General features: G+C 71.3%; 18 protein-coding genes. 7 read left to right on the top strand and 11 right to left on the bottom strand.

Annotated features, from left to right (window positions below):
• Window positions 1–16 precede the first annotated feature (16 nt).
• The 7 genes from AB0M88_RS08075 to AB0M88_RS08045 all read right to left on the bottom strand — a co-directional run bounded on the left by AB0M88_RS08075 (window position 17) and on the right by AB0M88_RS08045 (window position 5,050).
• Window positions 17–868, bottom strand: coding sequence for a PD-(D/E)XK nuclease family protein (locus AB0M88_RS08075; RefSeq protein ID WP_364097427.1), 852 nt, complete (start codon window positions 866–868; stop codon window positions 17–19).
• An 88-nt stretch (window positions 869–956) separates the two neighbouring features.
• A complete protein-coding gene (locus AB0M88_RS08070; protein ID WP_364097211.1) occupies window positions 957–1,574 on the bottom strand; it encodes a MarC family protein in 618 nt (205 codons plus the stop codon).
• Between the two features lie 51 nt (window positions 1,575–1,625).
• On the bottom strand, window positions 1,626–2,486 hold the full coding sequence (locus AB0M88_RS08065) for a PHP domain-containing protein (RefSeq protein WP_364097424.1): 861 nt from the start codon (window positions 2,484–2,486) through the stop codon (window positions 1,626–1,628).
• Window positions 2,487–2,552: 66 nt separating this feature from the next.
• The gene (locus tag AB0M88_RS08060; RefSeq protein WP_364097208.1) at window positions 2,553–3,383 is read right to left on the bottom strand and encodes a PH domain-containing protein; all 831 of its coding nucleotides are present in this window, start codon (window positions 3,381–3,383) and stop codon (window positions 2,553–2,555) included.
• Between the two features lie 9 nt (window positions 3,384–3,392).
• Complete coding sequence (locus tag AB0M88_RS08055) at window positions 3,393–3,551, bottom strand: hypothetical protein (protein WP_364097205.1); 159 nt, start codon at window positions 3,549–3,551, stop codon at window positions 3,393–3,395.
• A 128-nt stretch (window positions 3,552–3,679) separates the two neighbouring features.
• Window positions 3,680–4,408: a DUF6758 family protein gene (locus AB0M88_RS08050; protein ID WP_364097202.1), complete on the bottom strand. Its 729-nt coding sequence runs from the start codon at window positions 4,406–4,408 to the stop codon at window positions 3,680–3,682.
• Window positions 4,409–4,417: 9 nt separating this feature from the next.
• Window positions 4,418–5,050, bottom strand: a complete 633-nt coding sequence (locus AB0M88_RS08045; RefSeq protein ID WP_364097199.1) for an RNA methyltransferase — start codon at window positions 5,048–5,050, stop codon at window positions 4,418–4,420.
• A 434-nt stretch (window positions 5,051–5,484) separates the two neighbouring features.
• Between AB0M88_RS08045 and trxA the strand changes: the two genes are divergently transcribed.
• The 4 genes from trxA (at window position 5,485) to AB0M88_RS08025 (ending at window position 9,436) form a co-directional block, all read left to right on the top strand.
• Entirely contained in the window at window positions 5,485–5,847 is a 363-nt protein-coding gene (gene trxA, locus AB0M88_RS08040) for a thioredoxin (protein ID WP_364097196.1), read from the top strand.
• 133 nt (window positions 5,848–5,980) lie between these two features.
• A complete protein-coding gene (locus AB0M88_RS08035) occupies window positions 5,981–7,909 on the top strand; it encodes an intein-containing Rv2578c family radical SAM protein (protein ID WP_364097193.1) in 1,929 nt (642 codons plus the stop codon).
• A gap of 47 nt (window positions 7,910–7,956) precedes the next feature.
• Window positions 7,957–8,364, top strand: coding sequence for a CoA-binding protein (locus tag AB0M88_RS08030; protein ID WP_364097190.1), 408 nt, complete (start codon window positions 7,957–7,959; stop codon window positions 8,362–8,364).
• 691 nt (window positions 8,365–9,055) lie between these two features.
• Entirely contained in the window at window positions 9,056–9,436 is a 381-nt protein-coding gene (locus AB0M88_RS08025; RefSeq protein WP_364097188.1) for a DUF4190 domain-containing protein, read from the top strand.
• 39 nt (window positions 9,437–9,475) lie between these two features.
• On the opposite strand, the gene AB0M88_RS08020 is transcribed toward AB0M88_RS08025, so the two are convergent.
• On the bottom strand, window positions 9,476–10,396 hold the full coding sequence (locus tag AB0M88_RS08020) for an SDR family NAD(P)-dependent oxidoreductase (RefSeq protein ID WP_364097185.1): 921 nt from the start codon (window positions 10,394–10,396) through the stop codon (window positions 9,476–9,478).
• A gap of 521 nt (window positions 10,397–10,917) precedes the next feature.
• Between AB0M88_RS08020 and AB0M88_RS08015 the strand changes: the two genes are divergently transcribed.
• Complete coding sequence (locus AB0M88_RS08015) at window positions 10,918–11,304, top strand: DUF4190 domain-containing protein (RefSeq protein WP_364097182.1); 387 nt, start codon at window positions 10,918–10,920, stop codon at window positions 11,302–11,304.
• Here AB0M88_RS08015 and AB0M88_RS08010 read toward each other — a convergent pair.
• Window positions 11,301–11,897: a hypothetical protein gene (locus AB0M88_RS08010; RefSeq protein WP_364097179.1), complete on the bottom strand. Its 597-nt coding sequence runs from the start codon at window positions 11,895–11,897 to the stop codon at window positions 11,301–11,303. The genes AB0M88_RS08015 and AB0M88_RS08010 overlap by 4 nt on opposite strands.
• 64 nt (window positions 11,898–11,961) lie before the next feature.
• Complete coding sequence (locus tag AB0M88_RS08005; RefSeq protein WP_364097176.1) at window positions 11,962–12,855, bottom strand: DMT family transporter; 894 nt, start codon at window positions 12,853–12,855, stop codon at window positions 11,962–11,964.
• 134 nt (window positions 12,856–12,989) lie between these two features.
• Between AB0M88_RS08005 and AB0M88_RS08000 the strand changes: the two genes are divergently transcribed.
• Both AB0M88_RS08000 and AB0M88_RS07995 read left to right on the top strand, forming a co-directional pair.
• Complete coding sequence (locus AB0M88_RS08000) at window positions 12,990–13,700, top strand: HAD family hydrolase (protein WP_364097173.1); 711 nt, start codon at window positions 12,990–12,992, stop codon at window positions 13,698–13,700.
• A 10-nt stretch (window positions 13,701–13,710) separates the two neighbouring features.
• The gene (locus tag AB0M88_RS07995) at window positions 13,711–14,205 is read left to right on the top strand and encodes a hypothetical protein (protein ID WP_364097170.1); all 495 of its coding nucleotides are present in this window, start codon (window positions 13,711–13,713) and stop codon (window positions 14,203–14,205) included.
• Between the two features lie 28 nt (window positions 14,206–14,233).
• Here AB0M88_RS07995 and AB0M88_RS07990 read toward each other — a convergent pair whose 3' ends face one another.
• Window positions 14,234–15,109, bottom strand: a complete 876-nt coding sequence (locus AB0M88_RS07990; protein ID WP_364097167.1) for a PhzF family phenazine biosynthesis protein — start codon at window positions 15,107–15,109, stop codon at window positions 14,234–14,236.
• Window positions 15,110–15,138: the final 29 nt, after the last annotated feature.

The raw sequence follows: 15,138 nt of genomic DNA, 5'->3' as shown, positions 1-15,138 counted from the left end.
AGCCGGGCGAGCCGCCCTAACCGACCTGGGTCGGGCCGCCGCTGTTTTGGCTCAGGTGCTCGACCGCGGCCCACGAGTCTTTGCCCGCCGTGTCAGCGGCCGCCGGGCACACCCGCCGGAAGTCGCACCAGCCGCAGAGCGCACCCGGCTGGGCCGGGAACGCCTCGTCAGGGTCGCCTCCGGCCGCGACCGCCTTCTCCGCGGCCATGATGTCGTGCGCCGTCTCCTCGGCCCGCCGCACCTGCCGGGCCAGTGACTCCTCGGTGTGGTCGTGCGCGGCCACCGTGCCGGTCGGCAGGTGGTGCAGTTCGACGCGGTGGCACGGCCGGCGGAAGACCTTCTGTGCGGCGTACGCATAGAGGGCGAGCGCCTGCGAGCCGCGCGCATCGTCCTTGTCGAGGCCCGACCGGCCGGTCTTGTAGTCGACGATGACGGCTTCGGGCCCCTCGGGTCCGGGCCGCGAGTCGATGCGGTCGGCCCGGCCGTTGAAGGCGAGCACCGAGGTCTTGGTCGCGACCACCCGCTCGACGCCGAGCGGCTCCTCGCCGGGATCGAGCGTGGCCACATAGGTGTCGAGCCAGTGCAGGGCCTGCCGATAGGCGATCCGCTCCTGCTCGACATCGCGGTAGCCCTCGCGCACCCAGGTGGCCTTGAGCAGCGTGGGCAGCGAGCCCGGCACCCGGCGCTCGGCCGGCAGGGCGAACCAGTTTTTCAGCGCCGTGTGCACGCTCGCGCCGAGCGAGTTGTGGGCCCAGGGCGGCCCCTTGGGCGGGGTGGGGCGGTCGACGTAGGAGAACCGGTAGCGCCGGGGGCAGTCAATATAGGTGCCCAGCTTGCTCGGCGTGCAGACGAAGAGCCGTTCGGGCATGCCGGCGAAGCCCAGCTGCTCGGGCACTGCGCCGCGGGTTCGATTGAGGGCCACGCGACAATCCTGCCAGCACCCTCCGACAAGAATTTCACGACGCGGCGGTGTAAAGCTCCACGAAGGCGGCGACCGCGTCGGCGATCAGCTGCACCGCGATGGCTGCCAGCAGCAGGCCGGCGATGCGGGTCAGCACCTCGATGCCGGCCGGCCGGAGCAGCGCGACGATCACGCCGGAGAAGCGGAGCACCAGCCAGACGGTCAGCATCACCAGCAGGATCGCGATGCCGATGAGCGTGTAGTCGGCGAAGCCGTCGGCCCGCCGGACGAACAGCATGGTGGCGACGATCGCGCCCGGTCCGGCGAGCAGCGGCGTGCCGATCGGCACCAGCGCGACGTTGCTGGTGCCGCCCTGCTCCTCGGGCGTGTCGGTCTTGCCGGTGAGCAGCTGCAACGCGACCAACACCAGCAGCAGACCGCCCGCGCCCTGCAGCGCCGGCAGCTTGACGTGCAGATAGTCGAGCAGCGTCTGCCCGGCCACCGCGAAGCCGACGATCACTCCGAGCGCGAGCAGCACCGCCTGGGTGCCGGCCTTGATCCGGGCCTTGGGTGGCATGGTCCCGGTCAGCGCGAGGAACACCGGGACCATGCCCGGCGGATCGACGATGACCAGCAAGGTCACGTAGACCTCACCGAAAAACTTGAGATTCACCCGGACAAGGTAGGCGCCGCGCCGGTCCGGCGCAGGGCCGTGCGGCGATAGTCACCCCAGCACGGGTACGCCGGTGGCCGCCGAAGCGATCTTTTCGAAGGCCGCCGGGTCGGTCGTGAACTCGCCGAGCGCGACCGTCTTGTGCGTACCGTGGAAGTCGGAGGATCCGGTGACCACCAGCCCGAGATCGTTCGCCAGCGCCCGCACGTGGGCCCGTTCCTCGGGCGAGTGATCCTCGTGGTCGGCCTCGAGTCCGAAGAGGCCGGCGTCGGCCAGGTCGGCGATCAGCTGGTCGGGCACGACGCGCCCGCGCACGGTCGCGCGTGGATGCGCGAAGACCGGCACCCCGCCCGCCGCTCGGACGGCCCGCACCGCCCCGAAGACGTCAAGGTCGGCTTTGGGTACGAAGTAGCGCGCGCCGAGCCACCGCGACGCGAACGCCTCGTTGGTGGTGTGCACCAGACCGGCCCGGATCAGTGCCTGCGCGATGTGCGGCCGCCCGACCGACCCGCCGGCCGCGTAGCCACGGACCTCGTCCCAGGTGATCGGCACGCCGTCGCCCCGCAGCCGGTCGACGATCTTCTCGGCGCGCTGCTCGCGGTCGAGCCGGAGCCGGGCCAGGTCGGCGGCGAGCAGCGGCTCGCCGGGGTCGAAGAGGTACGCCAGCAGGTGTAACGCGATCGGCCACTCCATGCCCGGCCCGCGCCACCGGCACGACAGTTCGGCCCCGCGTACGAGCCGCAGACCGTCCGGGCGGGCCGCGGCGGCCGGAGCCCAGCCGCCGGTGGTGTCGTGATCGGTGATCGCCATCACGTCGAGACCCGCCGCTGCTCCGGCGCACACCAGCTCGGCGGGGGTCAATGTGCCGTCGCTGGCGGTGGAGTGACAGTGCAGGTCAATTCGGGTCACCAGAAAACGCTACCCGTGGGGCGCTACCCGCCCGGCCGTGATTCCGGACACCGGTCTTCGGAGCGGGGGTCAGGCGTCGTCGCCTTCGCCGTCCTTGCCCAGCCGTGCCTCGACCGCCTGCGGCTCGTACATCTCTTCCACCACGCGCAGGTAGAGCTCGTTGGGGTTGGGCAGGTGTTTGACCTCGCGCAGCGCCTGGTCCTGACCGGCCGACTCGAGCACGAACGTGCCGTAGCTCAGCATGCGGCCGAGCGCGGACTGCTCGTACTTCATGTCGGTGACCCTGAGCAGGGGCATCATAGCGACCCGGCGGGTGACTATCCCGTTGACCACCATGACCCGCTTGTTGGTCAGGATGAACCGGTCGAAGTACCAGTCGAAGACCTTCCAGGCGACCCAGCCGATCACCGCGAGCCAGATCAGCACCGCCACCGTGACCAGGCCGCTGATGTTCTGCCGGGTCAGGAAGCCGGCCAGGTAGCCGAGCGCGATCGTGGCGCCGGCGCCGACCAGCAGCGGGGTGGAGAGATGGATCCAGTGCCGCTTCCACTCGCCGCGGTAGCGCTCGGTCGGGAAGAGGTAGCGAGCGACCAGAGTGGTCGGTTCGTCCTCGAGGGGCAGCACGCGGCGCGGGCCGGTGCCACCCTCGGGCCCTAGACCCTCGAGCTCTTCCTCGGTGAACACCGGCGCTTCGTATTCGCCCTGCTCGGTGGCGTAGCCGGCGTCGGGCGAGAAGCCCGCGTCCGGATTGAAGCCGGGGCCGTCCGAATAGGCGCGGCGTGGACGGGCGAACTCGCCGTCGTCGTCGAGCGCCGGATCATTGAACAGGAAACTGTCGTCGTCCTCCGGAGGGCGCCGGGCACCCTCGTCGTGCGGCTCGCGCGGCTCACCAGGACCCATGTGGTGATGCTAAGCGACGAGGTTCGTGAAGAACGTGCCGAAGCCCCGGGCAATATCGGCGATGGTCCCTCCGAGGGAGGAGAACACGTCGGCCGCCGAGTTCGGGTTGAAGGCGATGAAAAAGATCAAGAACGCGATACCAAGCCAGGTGAGAACCTTCTTGATCATGGCGGGCCTTCTCCTGTGGGTGCGGGGTGACGGTCAGCACCGGTAGCACTGACGGTATCAGCTTCGTCGCTCCGTGTGAACAATGGGGCCGAAAAGCCGATTCCGTTCCCGCAGGTCAGCGCCCGCGATCAGGCTCTGCCATGCAGGTACGGAGACGGCGCTCCGTACACCAGCTCGGGCGGCACCCCTTCGCTGAGGTCGTGCAGGACGACATGCTCGGCGAGAAAGTAACCCGCGCTTGCCGGCCACGCTACCGCATAGAGCCACATTCCTTTCGCCTCACTCACGTAAGCGCTTCGATCCTCCGGGGACTTGACGCACCACAGTGGAGTGGGGTGGCCGGCCGCTTTGATCTTGGCGTGCGGCCCCGGATGTCCACTGGGGTCGGCCAATGCCTCGGCGATCAGGTATCCGGGGTCGATGCCGGAAATTCCGGCGAACCGGGTGCCGAGACCGACGCCCGGCTGCTCGGCGATCAGGACCACATCGGCCGGACCGCCGCCGAGCGGCTCCGGGCCGCTGCACGAGAGCGCGGTCGCGCGTACGCCGACCCGGTCGTCACCCGCCCACCCGACGCCGGTGACCATCCAGCCGGACGGCAGCGGCCACGGGCACCAGAACGGGATCGGCTCGGCGGACGGGCGCCTGAGCACGCTCTCGACGATCTCCGCGCTGATGTGCTCGGCGACGTGGAACGGTGGGACCTCGCCGCAGTTGTCGCAGCGCCAGCCGGTGTGCATCAGATCCGGCTTCCGGACCTGCGCACCGCACCTGGGGCAACTCACCGTGACACCCACATCCCTACCGTGCGGCTCCGGGGGGCGCCCGTCAAGCGGATCGGCAGAACCCGGGCGCATCCCGGGAATTCACTCCGGCGGGGGACCCGCGTGGGCGCGGATCCAGGCGTGCATGGCGATGCCGCTGGCCACGCCCGCGTTGATCGACCGGGTCGAGCCGTACTGGGCGATCGAGAACAACTGCGAGCATGCGGCGCGCGCGGTGGCCGAGAGCCCGGGACCCTCCTGACCGAAGAGCAGGACGCAGCGCCGGGGCAGGACCGTCGTCTCCATCGGCTTCGAGCCGGGCAGGTTGTCGATGCCGATGATCGGCAGATCACGCTCGGCGGCCCAGTCGGCGAACTCACCGATTGTCGGGTGGTGCCGGATGTGTTGGTAACGATCGGTGACCATCGCGCCGCGCCGGTTCCACCTCCGCAGACCGACGATGTGCACCTCGGCGGCAAGGAACGCGTTGGCGTTGCGGACGACGGTGCCGATGTTGAAGTCGTGCTGCCAGTTCTCGATCGCGACGTGGAAGCCGTGCCGGCGGGTGTCCAGATCGGCGACGACCGCCTCACGCTTCCAGTAGCGGTAGCGGTCGACGACGTTGCGGCGGTCGCCGTGCGCCAGCAGCTCGGGGTCGTATCGCTCACCGGCGGGCCAGTCGCCCTCCCACGGGCCGACGCCGACCTCGGTGGACTCGTCCTCACCAGCAATCATGGGCGGTTAGGCTACCCACCTCGGGCGGTGCCACCTGACCCCGGACGCAATGAGCGGCGGGGCCTCCCCGGCACCCGCCGCCCACGCTCTGTTGGGAAAGAGTTTGCCTTACCGTGCGTATCTATGTGAAGAGCTCTCACATGTGACGCGAATCACATTTAAGTTTGTTATCTATTCTCGCAAGATCCGTCACTCACGGGCCTACCTGCCCCCTGCACGTGCACGGCCCGATATGCCGGAGTTGAGGTCCGAACCACCTCCCCAAAAACTGAGAGCGCTCTCCCTACTTACCGTTACGATGAGTTGCCCTGCGCCAATACCGAGTCCCGAAACCGTGCCGCAGGCCACGCGTCAGACCGCCCCGGGGCGGGAATGGCGAGTGGGGACAATGGGTTTCACCGCACGAAAGCCAATTTCCCGTGGACGGAGACATCATGGCGACGGTTGCGTTGACCGCTGAGAACTTCGACGAGGTGACCGGCAAGGACGGAATCGTCCTCGTCGATTTCTGGGCCAGCTGGTGCGGGCCCTGCGTGCGCTTCGCCCCGACCTACCAGCGGTCCTCGGAGAAGCACGAGGAAATCACCTTCGGCAAGGTCGACACGGAAGACCAGCAGGCGCTGGCCGCGAAGTTCGACATCCGCTCGATCCCGACGATCATGGCCATCCGCGATGGCGTCATCGTCTTCTCCCAGCCCGGCGCGCTCCCCGAGTCGGCCCTGGAGAACCTGATCGAGCAGGTCGAGAAGCTCGACATGGACGACGTCCGGAAGCAGCTGGCCTCGCACTCGCACTGACCCTCAACGGCGCCAGGCCCGCGGTCTCTGACCGCGGGCCTTTTGCTTGCGCTTTTTCGGGTACGCGAGGACGCCGCGCCGACTCCCCGCAGTGACTGGACACGGGCGTAGAACATGTGTTCGAATCTCCGCCATGCGATGGTCCAACCTGTCGGCTCCCACCGACGGCGGCTCGCTCCTCGACAGGGCAGCGCCGGCGGCTCCACCCCTGCCGCTGGCGCTGCCCGGCGCTACCGTCCGCACCTTCGACACCCCCGGTTTCGCCGGCATGACGTTCTACGAGATCCGGGCCAAGAGCCTGATCAACCGGGTCCCGGGGCAGTCGCGGGTGCCGTTCAGCTGGACGATCAATCCCTATCGCGGCTGCTCCCACGCCTGTGCCTACTGCCTGGCCGGTGACACCCCGATCCTGATGGCCGACGGCACGACCCGGCCGCTCGCCGACCTGCGCACCGGCGACGCCATCATGGGCACGATGAATGCCGGGGCCTGCCGGCGTTATGTTCCGACCACCGTCCTCGACCACTGGTCGACGTCGAAACAGTCCTTCCGCGTGACCCTGGCCGACGGCACCCGGCTGGTCTCCAGCGGCGACCACCGGTTCCTCACCGACCGCGGCTGGCGCTATGTGAGCCCGGCCAAGCCGCACCAGCCGGCCCTGGCGATCGGCGACCTCATGCTCGGCGTCGGGCGCTTCGCCGAGCCGCCCAAGGAGTCCCACGACTATCAGGCCGGGTTCCTCTGTGGCCTCATCCGCGGCGACGCCACCCTGGGCGAAGGGCCGTCCCACGACGGCGACGCGTGGAACCGGGCCAACCGCTATGTCGAAGACATGCCGCTGCACGAGGCCCTGTGCTGGCCCGAGACGCCGACCACCGACTGGTTCCGGGGGTTCCTGGCCGGTGCGTTCGGCGCCACCGGGCGGTCCGATCGGCTGTCGATCACCTTCACCAGCGGCGGCCGCGGTTTCCTCAACCGCATCGTCGAGGCGCTCACCCAGCTCGGCCTGCCCAGCCGCCGCCCGGCGCGCAGCGGCGCCGTCGAGATCGGGCCCGACCTGTGGGCGGCGCTCCGCTTCCGGCACCTCACCGGGGCCACCGACGCGCCGCTCGACGCGTCCGGGGTCGGCGTGCGCGGCGGCCGCCAGCTGGCCGTCGTCGACATCGAAGACCTCGGGCTCACGCTGCCGCTGTTCGACATCTCGACCGGCACCGGCGACTTCATCGCCGACGGGGTGGTCAGCCACAACTGTTTCGCCCGGCACACCCACACCTATCTCGACCTCGACGCGGGCCACGACTTCGACTCCAAGATCGTGGTCAAGGTCAACGCGGGCGAGCTGATCCGCCGCGAGCTCGCCGCTCCCAAGTGGTCCGGCGCCCCGATCGCGATGGGCACCAACGTCGACGTCTACCAGCGGGCCGAGGGGCGATACCGCCTGATGCCCGAGATCCTGGCCGCGCTGCGCGACCACGGCAACCCGTTCTCGATCCTCACCAAGGGCACGCTGATCCTTCGCGACCTCGACCTGCTGGTCCAGGCGGCCGAGGTGACCCGGGTCGGGCTGGCGTTCTCGGTCGGCTTCCTCGACGAGCAGACGTGGCGGGCGGTCGAGTCGGGCACGCCGAGCCCGCGCCGCCGGCTCGACGCGGTCCGCCGGCTGACCGACGCGGGCTTCGAGATCGGCGTCCTGCTCGCCCCGATCCTCCCCGGCCTGACCGACACCGACGAGTCCATCGACAAGACGGTCGCCGCGATCGCCGCAGCCGGCGCCACCAGCGTGACCCCGATCCCGCTCCACCTGCGCCCGGGCGCCCGCGAGTGGTATGCCGCCTGGCTCACCCGCACCCACCCCGAGTTGGCCGCGCGCTACCGCGAGCTCTACGGCAACGGCTCCTACTCCCCGGCCTCCTACCAGCAGGAGGTCGCGGCCCGGGTCCGCATGGCCGCACGCCGCCACGGCCTGCACCGCGCCGAGCCGACGCAGATCCGCGCCCTCGACGACGAGTCCCCAGAGGCACCGGAGCCGTCGGAAGAGGTGCAGCAGCTGACCCTCCTGTGACCAACGAATCGGGCGGCCCGGCGCCGGTCGTGACTACGCTCGATCACATGAGAAATGCGCAGCAGATTCTGGCCGAGGCCAACGTGATCGCGGTGGTCGGAGCCTCGCGCGACCCGGGGAAGCCGGCGCACACGGTGCCCCTGCAGATGATCAGGCACGGCTGGCGGATCATCCCGGTCAACCCGTTCGTCGACGAGGTGTTCGGCGTCAAGGCGTACAAGACGCTGGCCGACATCGACGAGCCGTTCGACCTGGTCGACATCTTCCGCCCGGCCCACGACGCGGTCGACATCGTCCGCCAGGCGGCCGCCCTCAAGGCCCCGGCGGTCTGGCTCCAGAGCGGCATCGTGTCGGCCGAGGCCCGCCGCATCGCCGAGGAGGCCGGCATGGACTACGTCGAGGACCACTGCCTCGCCGTCGAGCGCGCCGTCGGCCAGTTGACCAAGCTGACCTGACCCGGCTGACTTGACCCGGCTGGCCTGACTCGGCTGACCGGAGCGGCGGGCTAGTACGGTTCGCGGGGGAAACCAGGAGGAACCTCATGAGCTACCCCCCGCCCGGCGGCTCGCCGGAACCAGACCAGCCGCCCGCCGCGGGCGACCCCTCCGAGCCGACGGTGCCCTACCCGACGTCCCCGGCCGACCCTGACGCCACGGCGCGACACCCGTCCGCGGCCACGTCAGACCCCGCCGCGCCGCCAGCCGACGCATCCCGGCCGGCCTTCGACGCCGACGCCACGGTGCAGCACACCGGATCTGACGCGACGGTGTCCTATCCGGAGGTGGCCGGGGCCAGTGGGCCGTCGGACGCGACTCTGGCCTACTCGGCGGGGCGGGGTTTCGAGGCTGACACCGCTGTGCAGAGGACATCGGCGCCGGATTCGGAGGCGACGGTGGTTCACGGGCCGCCGGCCGACCAGAACGCGGGGGTGCCGCCTACGCACCCGTTCACGCCGCAGCCGCCGCCGACTGTGCCGTTCGGGCAGACTGCGCCGTTCACTCCGCCACCGGCCACTACGCCGTTTGAGCAGGCTGGGCCGCCGTCGCCGTTCGGCGTGCCAGGGCCGGGTTCGCCGTACGCGCCGCCTGAGGCCTACGCGCCGCCGGCTGGGTCTTATGCGGCTCCGGGGCGGGATACGGGCCGCCGGTGGACGCCTATCAGCCGCCGGTCAGCTCCGCCGGGCCCTACGGCCCGGGCCCGGGGCCGGAGTATGGGCAGGCCGGCTATGGGCCGTCCTATCCGGCGCCGCCCTATGGGTACGGGTCCGGGCGCACGAACGGGCTGGCCATCGCCTCGTTGGTGTGCTCGCTCGGTGGGCTGGTCACCTGCATCAGCGCGCCGGTCGGAGTCGTGCTCGGGCACATCGCGCGGCGGCAGATCCGGGCGACCGGGGAAGAGGGCTCCGGCATGGCCACGGCCGGGTTGGTGGTCGGCTACATCTTCACGGTGCTCGGGCTGTTGGTGATCGCCTTTTATGCCGTGGGCCTTTACTTCTTCGCCCACATGGATCTGCCCAACCAGTCATAGGCCGACCCGGGGCGGCCAGCGAGGCCGCCCCGGGGCCGGTCAGCGGAACTCGGCCTCGCGGACGCTGTTGCCGCCGTCGACCACCAGCATCTGGCCGGTGATGTAGGAGGCGGCCGGCGAGCAGAGGAAGGCGATCGCGGCGGCCACCTCGTCGGGGGTGCCGGGGCGGCCGATCGGGGTGCCCAGGCCCTGCTTGATCTCGGTGACCGTGGACGCCGCGGTGTAGATGGTGCCGGGGGCGACGCAGTTGACGTTGACGCCGTCGGCGACCAGTTCCATCGCCAGGGCGCGGGTCAGGCCGACCACGCCGGCCTTGGCCGCCGCGTATGCCGCCTCGGTGGGCAGCGCGTTGACCGGGCCGGCGGTGGCGGCCAGGTTGACGATGCGGCCCCAGCCCCGTTCGGCCATGCCGCCCTGGAAGGCCCGGCTGCACAGGAACGCCGTGCTCAGGTTGCGGTCGATCTCCGACTTCCACTCGTCGTACGTCAGCTGGGCGACCGGGCGCAGCACCTCGGGTGAGGCCCGGCTCGCCAGGCCGGCGTTGTTGACCAGCACCTCGACGTCGCCCAACTGGTCGGTGATGGCGTCGGCCAGGGCGCCCACCTCGGCCTCGTCGGTGAGGTCGGCGACGAAGCCGGTGATGCCCAGCTCGGCGGCCCGCTCGTGGATGCGCCGGGTGGTCGAGACGATCGCGACCCGGGCGCCCAGGTCGCGCAGGCGGCGGGCCGTCGCGTAGCCGATGCCGTCGGGACTGCCGGCGCCGGTGACCAGGGCGACCTTGCCGTCCAAGCGGAGGGTGACCGGGGCGATCTCGCCCTCGGCCTCCGGGGTCGCGGGATCGGCCGCCTCGACGGGCGCGTCAGGCGCGTCGAGTGCGGCGGAGCGCGGCCGGCGGCCGGCGGGTCGGGTGGCGTCGCGCCGGGTGCGGCTGCCCCCGGTGGAGCGGGCGTCGAAGACCATGCGGCAGATCCTGCCCGGTCCCGCGATCCAGGGCAAACATCGCGACCCTCGTGGCGTACCGCGCCTCGGCACGGCCCGGAGACCGGCCCCCGGGAAACCGCCGGAAACCTCAGGAAGCGATCCGAACGGACGATCTTGACGGGGCATTGAGGACGGCCCCCGCCACTTATAGTGGACGGCCCGAACCCCTGGCCGGAGGCCCGATGACCATCCCACCGCACGAGCCACCGCCACCACCGGACCCGCAGCCCTATCCGCCCTCTCCGGCCTACCCGCCGCCGGGCGCCGGAACGCCACCCGGAGCCGGAATGCCACCCGGAGCCGGAATGCCATCCGGCCTCGGAACGCCGCCCAACGGCGGAATGCCACCCGGCCAAGGAACAACACCGGGCTACGGAACAGCGCCGGGCTACGGAACAGGACCGGGCTACGGAACAGGACCGGGCTACGGAACAGGACCGGGCTATGAGACCGGCTATGGGACAGCGCCGGGATATGGGCCGCCGCCGGAGGGCGGGCCGGTGCCGGGGTACGGGTACGCGATGCCGCCCGTCTACGGAACGCCGCCGCCGACCGGCTACGAGATGCCCGCGTACGGGATGCCGCAGGCCTACTACCCCTACCCCATCGCCATGAAGCGGCCCTACGAGGGACTGGCGATCGCCTCGCTGGTTCTGTCGTGCGCGGCGGTCTTCGGGATCTGCACCTGGGGCCTCGGCGGCCTGCTCGGCATCGTCGGGGCCATCCTCGGCCACGTCGCGCGGGCCCGGCTGAAGCACAACGGCCGGGACGGCAACGGCATGGCGCTGGCCGGAATCATCGTCGGCTGGTCGCTGGCTGCGATCTCGGCCGCGATCCTGATCATCCTGGTCGTGTCCGTCACCCACTCCGGCGGCGACACGGTCTAGCCGAAGGGCTGGACCGGCGCCGCGTCGACGATCACGAGCGGGGCCCGGCTGCCGTAGCGGGCGGGCAGTTCGAGGCGGGCGCGGTCGGGGTCCTGGGTGCCGACCTCGACGCCGCTGCCGTCGTGGCGGGCGCCGATGGTGACGATGCGGATGCCGCGGGCGGTCCAGAATGACAGGTCGGCCACGATCCGGTCGTGCCAGGTGCCCAGGTCGGCGGCCGAGTGGGGCGCGTCCCGCACGACGATGCAGGTGTTCTGGGCCGCCTGCCGGATGAAGTCGTCGAAGGGGGCGGAGGGGACGCGGTACACCAACGCGCGTACGCGTTCTTGATCGACCTCGATCCCGGCATAGCTTTCCCGGAAGTCGTGGCGGCCGCCCTGGTCGATGCGGGTGATAGCCGCGTCGAGCGCGGCGGGCGTGGTCGGCATGGTGAGGCCGCCGACCATGATGCTCTCGGGTTGGCGGGCGAGTTCGCAGCCCGCGGTGCTCCAGCCGCCGGCCGGGGCGGGGGTGAGCGCCTCGTCGTCGGGATCGCCGCAGCCGCCGATCATCAGAATCGCCCCCAGCGTCAGACCCGATACGAGCCGAAGCATTGCACACCCCCTCGATGACACGCCACCAAAGGGACTAACGGGACGACTCGCCCGGGGAAGCGGGTCAGAGGTCCTCGACGACCGCCGACGCGGATCGGGCGCCGAGGACCACCATCGCGACGCCGATCATGGTGATGACCAGGCCGGGAAGGGCGGCCAGCCGAGGCTGCTGGCGCAGCCAGAGCCAGGCGATCAGGGTCGCGCCGGGCACTTCGAGCAGGGCGAGCACGCTGACGGTCGTGGCCGAGGCGCGGTGGAGCGCGTAGTTGAACATCGAGTGCCCGAGCAGCTGGGCGCCGGCCACGATGGCCAGGATCGCGAGCCAGGTGTTCCGGTCGTAGCCGCCCAGCGACACGTGTCCGATCAGGCAGACCGCCAGCAGGACGATCGCGCAGGTTCCGTAGCAGATCCAGGTGTAGGTGGTCGTGCTCAGCTCGACCCGGGCCCGTTCCCCGAGCGCGGTGTAGATCGCGACGGCGATCGCCCCGAGCAGCGCCAGAACGTCGGAGAGGACCGCCCGGCCGGAGACGCTGACGTCGACGCCGGTCGCCCACGCCGTACCGGCGACCGCGAGCGAGATGCCGAGCCAGCCGGCCGCCGAGGGCCGCCGGCCCTGGGCCGCGGCGATCAGGCCCTGCCAGACCGGCTGGGTCGCGACCAGCGCGGTCGCCGTGGCGACCGATCCGAGCTGGACGCTCGGCATCCAGGTGGCGAAGTGCGCGGCCAGCGCGACCCCGGCGAGCACGCAGAACATGAGGGCGCCGCGCGGCCGCAGTTCGCCGCGGCGCGGCCCGAGGCTGATCGGGGTGAGGACCGCGGTCGCGATGCCGTTGCGCCAGAAGGCGATGGCCAGGGCCGGGGCGGCCGCGAAGGCGATCAGGGGCGCCGACGAGGAGACCGCCAGAACGGCGACCACCAGGGCGAACGCGGTCGCGGTGTGCGGTGAGCGGGTATTCATCCCCGGCCGTCGCTTCTTGCCTTGTGCACCACAGTTGATAGACGCCTATTGAACGGAGAGTGACGCTGCGGCTACAGTCGCGCAGGTTGCCCTCGACCGATTTAACCCCTCAAAGCCCGGGAGGCTGATTTACCGTGCCCGCATACCGTGCGGTGGTCTTTGACTTTTTTGGCACGTTGACCCGCTCGGTCCAGCGCGGCCCCCAGCACGCCGAGATCGCCCGGGCCCTCGGCGCCGACCCGGAGGCCGTACGCGGTGTCCTCGATCGCACGTTCCGGGCCCGCGCGGTCGGCCGCTACGGCGACGCGGCGGCCACCCTGCGCTGGGTCATCGAGCAGGCCGGCGGCCGCCCCCGCCAGGCCCAGGTGCGGGCCGGGGTGCCGGCCCGGGTCAACGCCCTCAAGGCCGACACCCGCCTGCGCGGCGACGCGGTCAGCGCACTCTCGGCGATTCGCCGCCGGGGACTGCGTACGGCGGTGATCAGCGACTGCACTCACGAACTGCCCGCCTTCCTGCCCGGTCTCCCGGTCGGCCCCCTGCTCGACGCCAAGATCTACTCCGTACGCCTGGGGGTCTGCAAGCCGGACCCGCGCATCTACCTGGCCGCCTGCCGGGCGCTGGGCGTTTCGCCGGGCGAATGCCTTTATGTCGGTGACGGTGGTAGCCACGAGCTGTCCGGGGCGGCCGCGGTCGGCATGACGCCGGTCCGGCTCGCCGCGCCCGACCTCGCCAACCACCTGGTCTTCGACGCCGACACCAACTTCGCCGGGTGCACGGTCCGCTCGCTGACCGAGGTGATCGGACTCGTCGACCACACCCGGCTGGAGCCGGCCACCGTCGTGTAAGGATGAGCGGGTGACGTCTGCGGTCCTCGATGAGGCGCTCAAGAAGGCGGCGCTGGCCTGGGTCTCGGTCGGCGACGGGCCGGCGCTCGGGCTCTGGTGCATGCCGCTCGACGGTTCGCTGATCGTGGTGACCGGGCCGGGCGAGCAGTTCGCGCCCGACCTGCCCGGCGCTTCCCGCGCGACGGTCCGGCTGCGCGGCGACAACGGCGGCCTGATCGTGGTGGCCGAGATGACGGTCGCCCGCATCCTGCCGGGCAGCGACGACTGGGAGGCGGCAGCGCCCCAGTTGGCGACGAAGCGGCTGAACGCGCACGGTTCGACCGACGCGGTGGTGACCCGCTGGGTCGAGACGGGCTGCACGGTGCTGCGGCTGAGCCCGGCCGAGGAGGCGACGGTGACCGCGCCCGACCTGCCGGCCGGTTCGGCGGCGGCCGAGCCGCGGGAGACGCCGGCCCGGGTCGAGGTACGCCGCCCGTTCCGCCTGCACAAAGTCCGCCGCCGCTGAATCGGCCCCCGCTCAGCTTCGGGCCCGCTCAGCCCACGAACGGCGGGACGGCCATCTCGCCCTTGGCGATCGGCACGACGTGGCCGGTGACCGTCGCCGAGACCGCGACGCCGTCGGCCGCGGTCACGGTGCAGTCGAGCAGCGACGGGCGCTTCATCTCCGCGCCCTGGTGGACGCGGTAGGACGACGTGCCGTCGGCGGGGAGCCAGCCCGCCGAGACCAGCCACACGCCGAGGCCCAACGCGGCCGAGCCGGTCGCCGCGTCCTCCCAGACCGCGTCGCCGGGCACGAAGACCCGGGCGTGGGCACGGTCGCCCTCCCACGCGAACACGCAGACGCCTTCTATCCCCCCTCGGGCAGCCGCCGCCGAGTCGAGGCGGGCGGCGGGGAGGGCCTCCCGGCGTACGGGAAGAAACACCCAGCTCAAGCCGCACCCGGCGGAACGTGGCGCAGCGAGCTCGCCCCCGGCCAGATCGGTTGAGCGGAGCGAGACCGCCGCGAGGAGCGGCTCCGGATCGAGCGGCGTGCCCAACGTCGGCGGACCGCCGGTGAGCGTCGCCGTGCCGCCGGCGGTCACCGTGATCGGCAGCAGGCCCGCGCCGCACTCCTGGACCACCTCGCCCGGGCCGAAGAGGCCGCGCCGCATCGAGGTCACCGCGGCGCCCACGCTCGGGTGGCCGGCGAACGGGAGCTCGGACGAGCCGGTGAAGATGCGGGCCCGGTAGGTCGCCGACGGGGCGACCGGGTCGAGGACGAAGACCGTCTCGGAAAGGTTGAACTCGCGGGCCAGCGTCTGCATCTGATCGTGCCCCAGGTCGGCGGCGCCGTAGACCACGGCCAGCGGGTTCCCGGCGAAGGGGCGGTCGGTGAACACGTCCACGATCTCGTAAGCCACGATGGACATGCACGGACCCTAACTGAAACACCGCATAG

It is taken from the genome of Actinoplanes sp. NPDC051411, assembly GCF_040682075.1.
Lineage (GTDB): Bacteria > Actinomycetota > Actinomycetes > Mycobacteriales > Micromonosporaceae > Actinoplanes.
The sequence above is the reverse complement of the archived record's forward strand: the minus strand, read 5'-3'. Positions and strand labels throughout refer to the sequence as shown.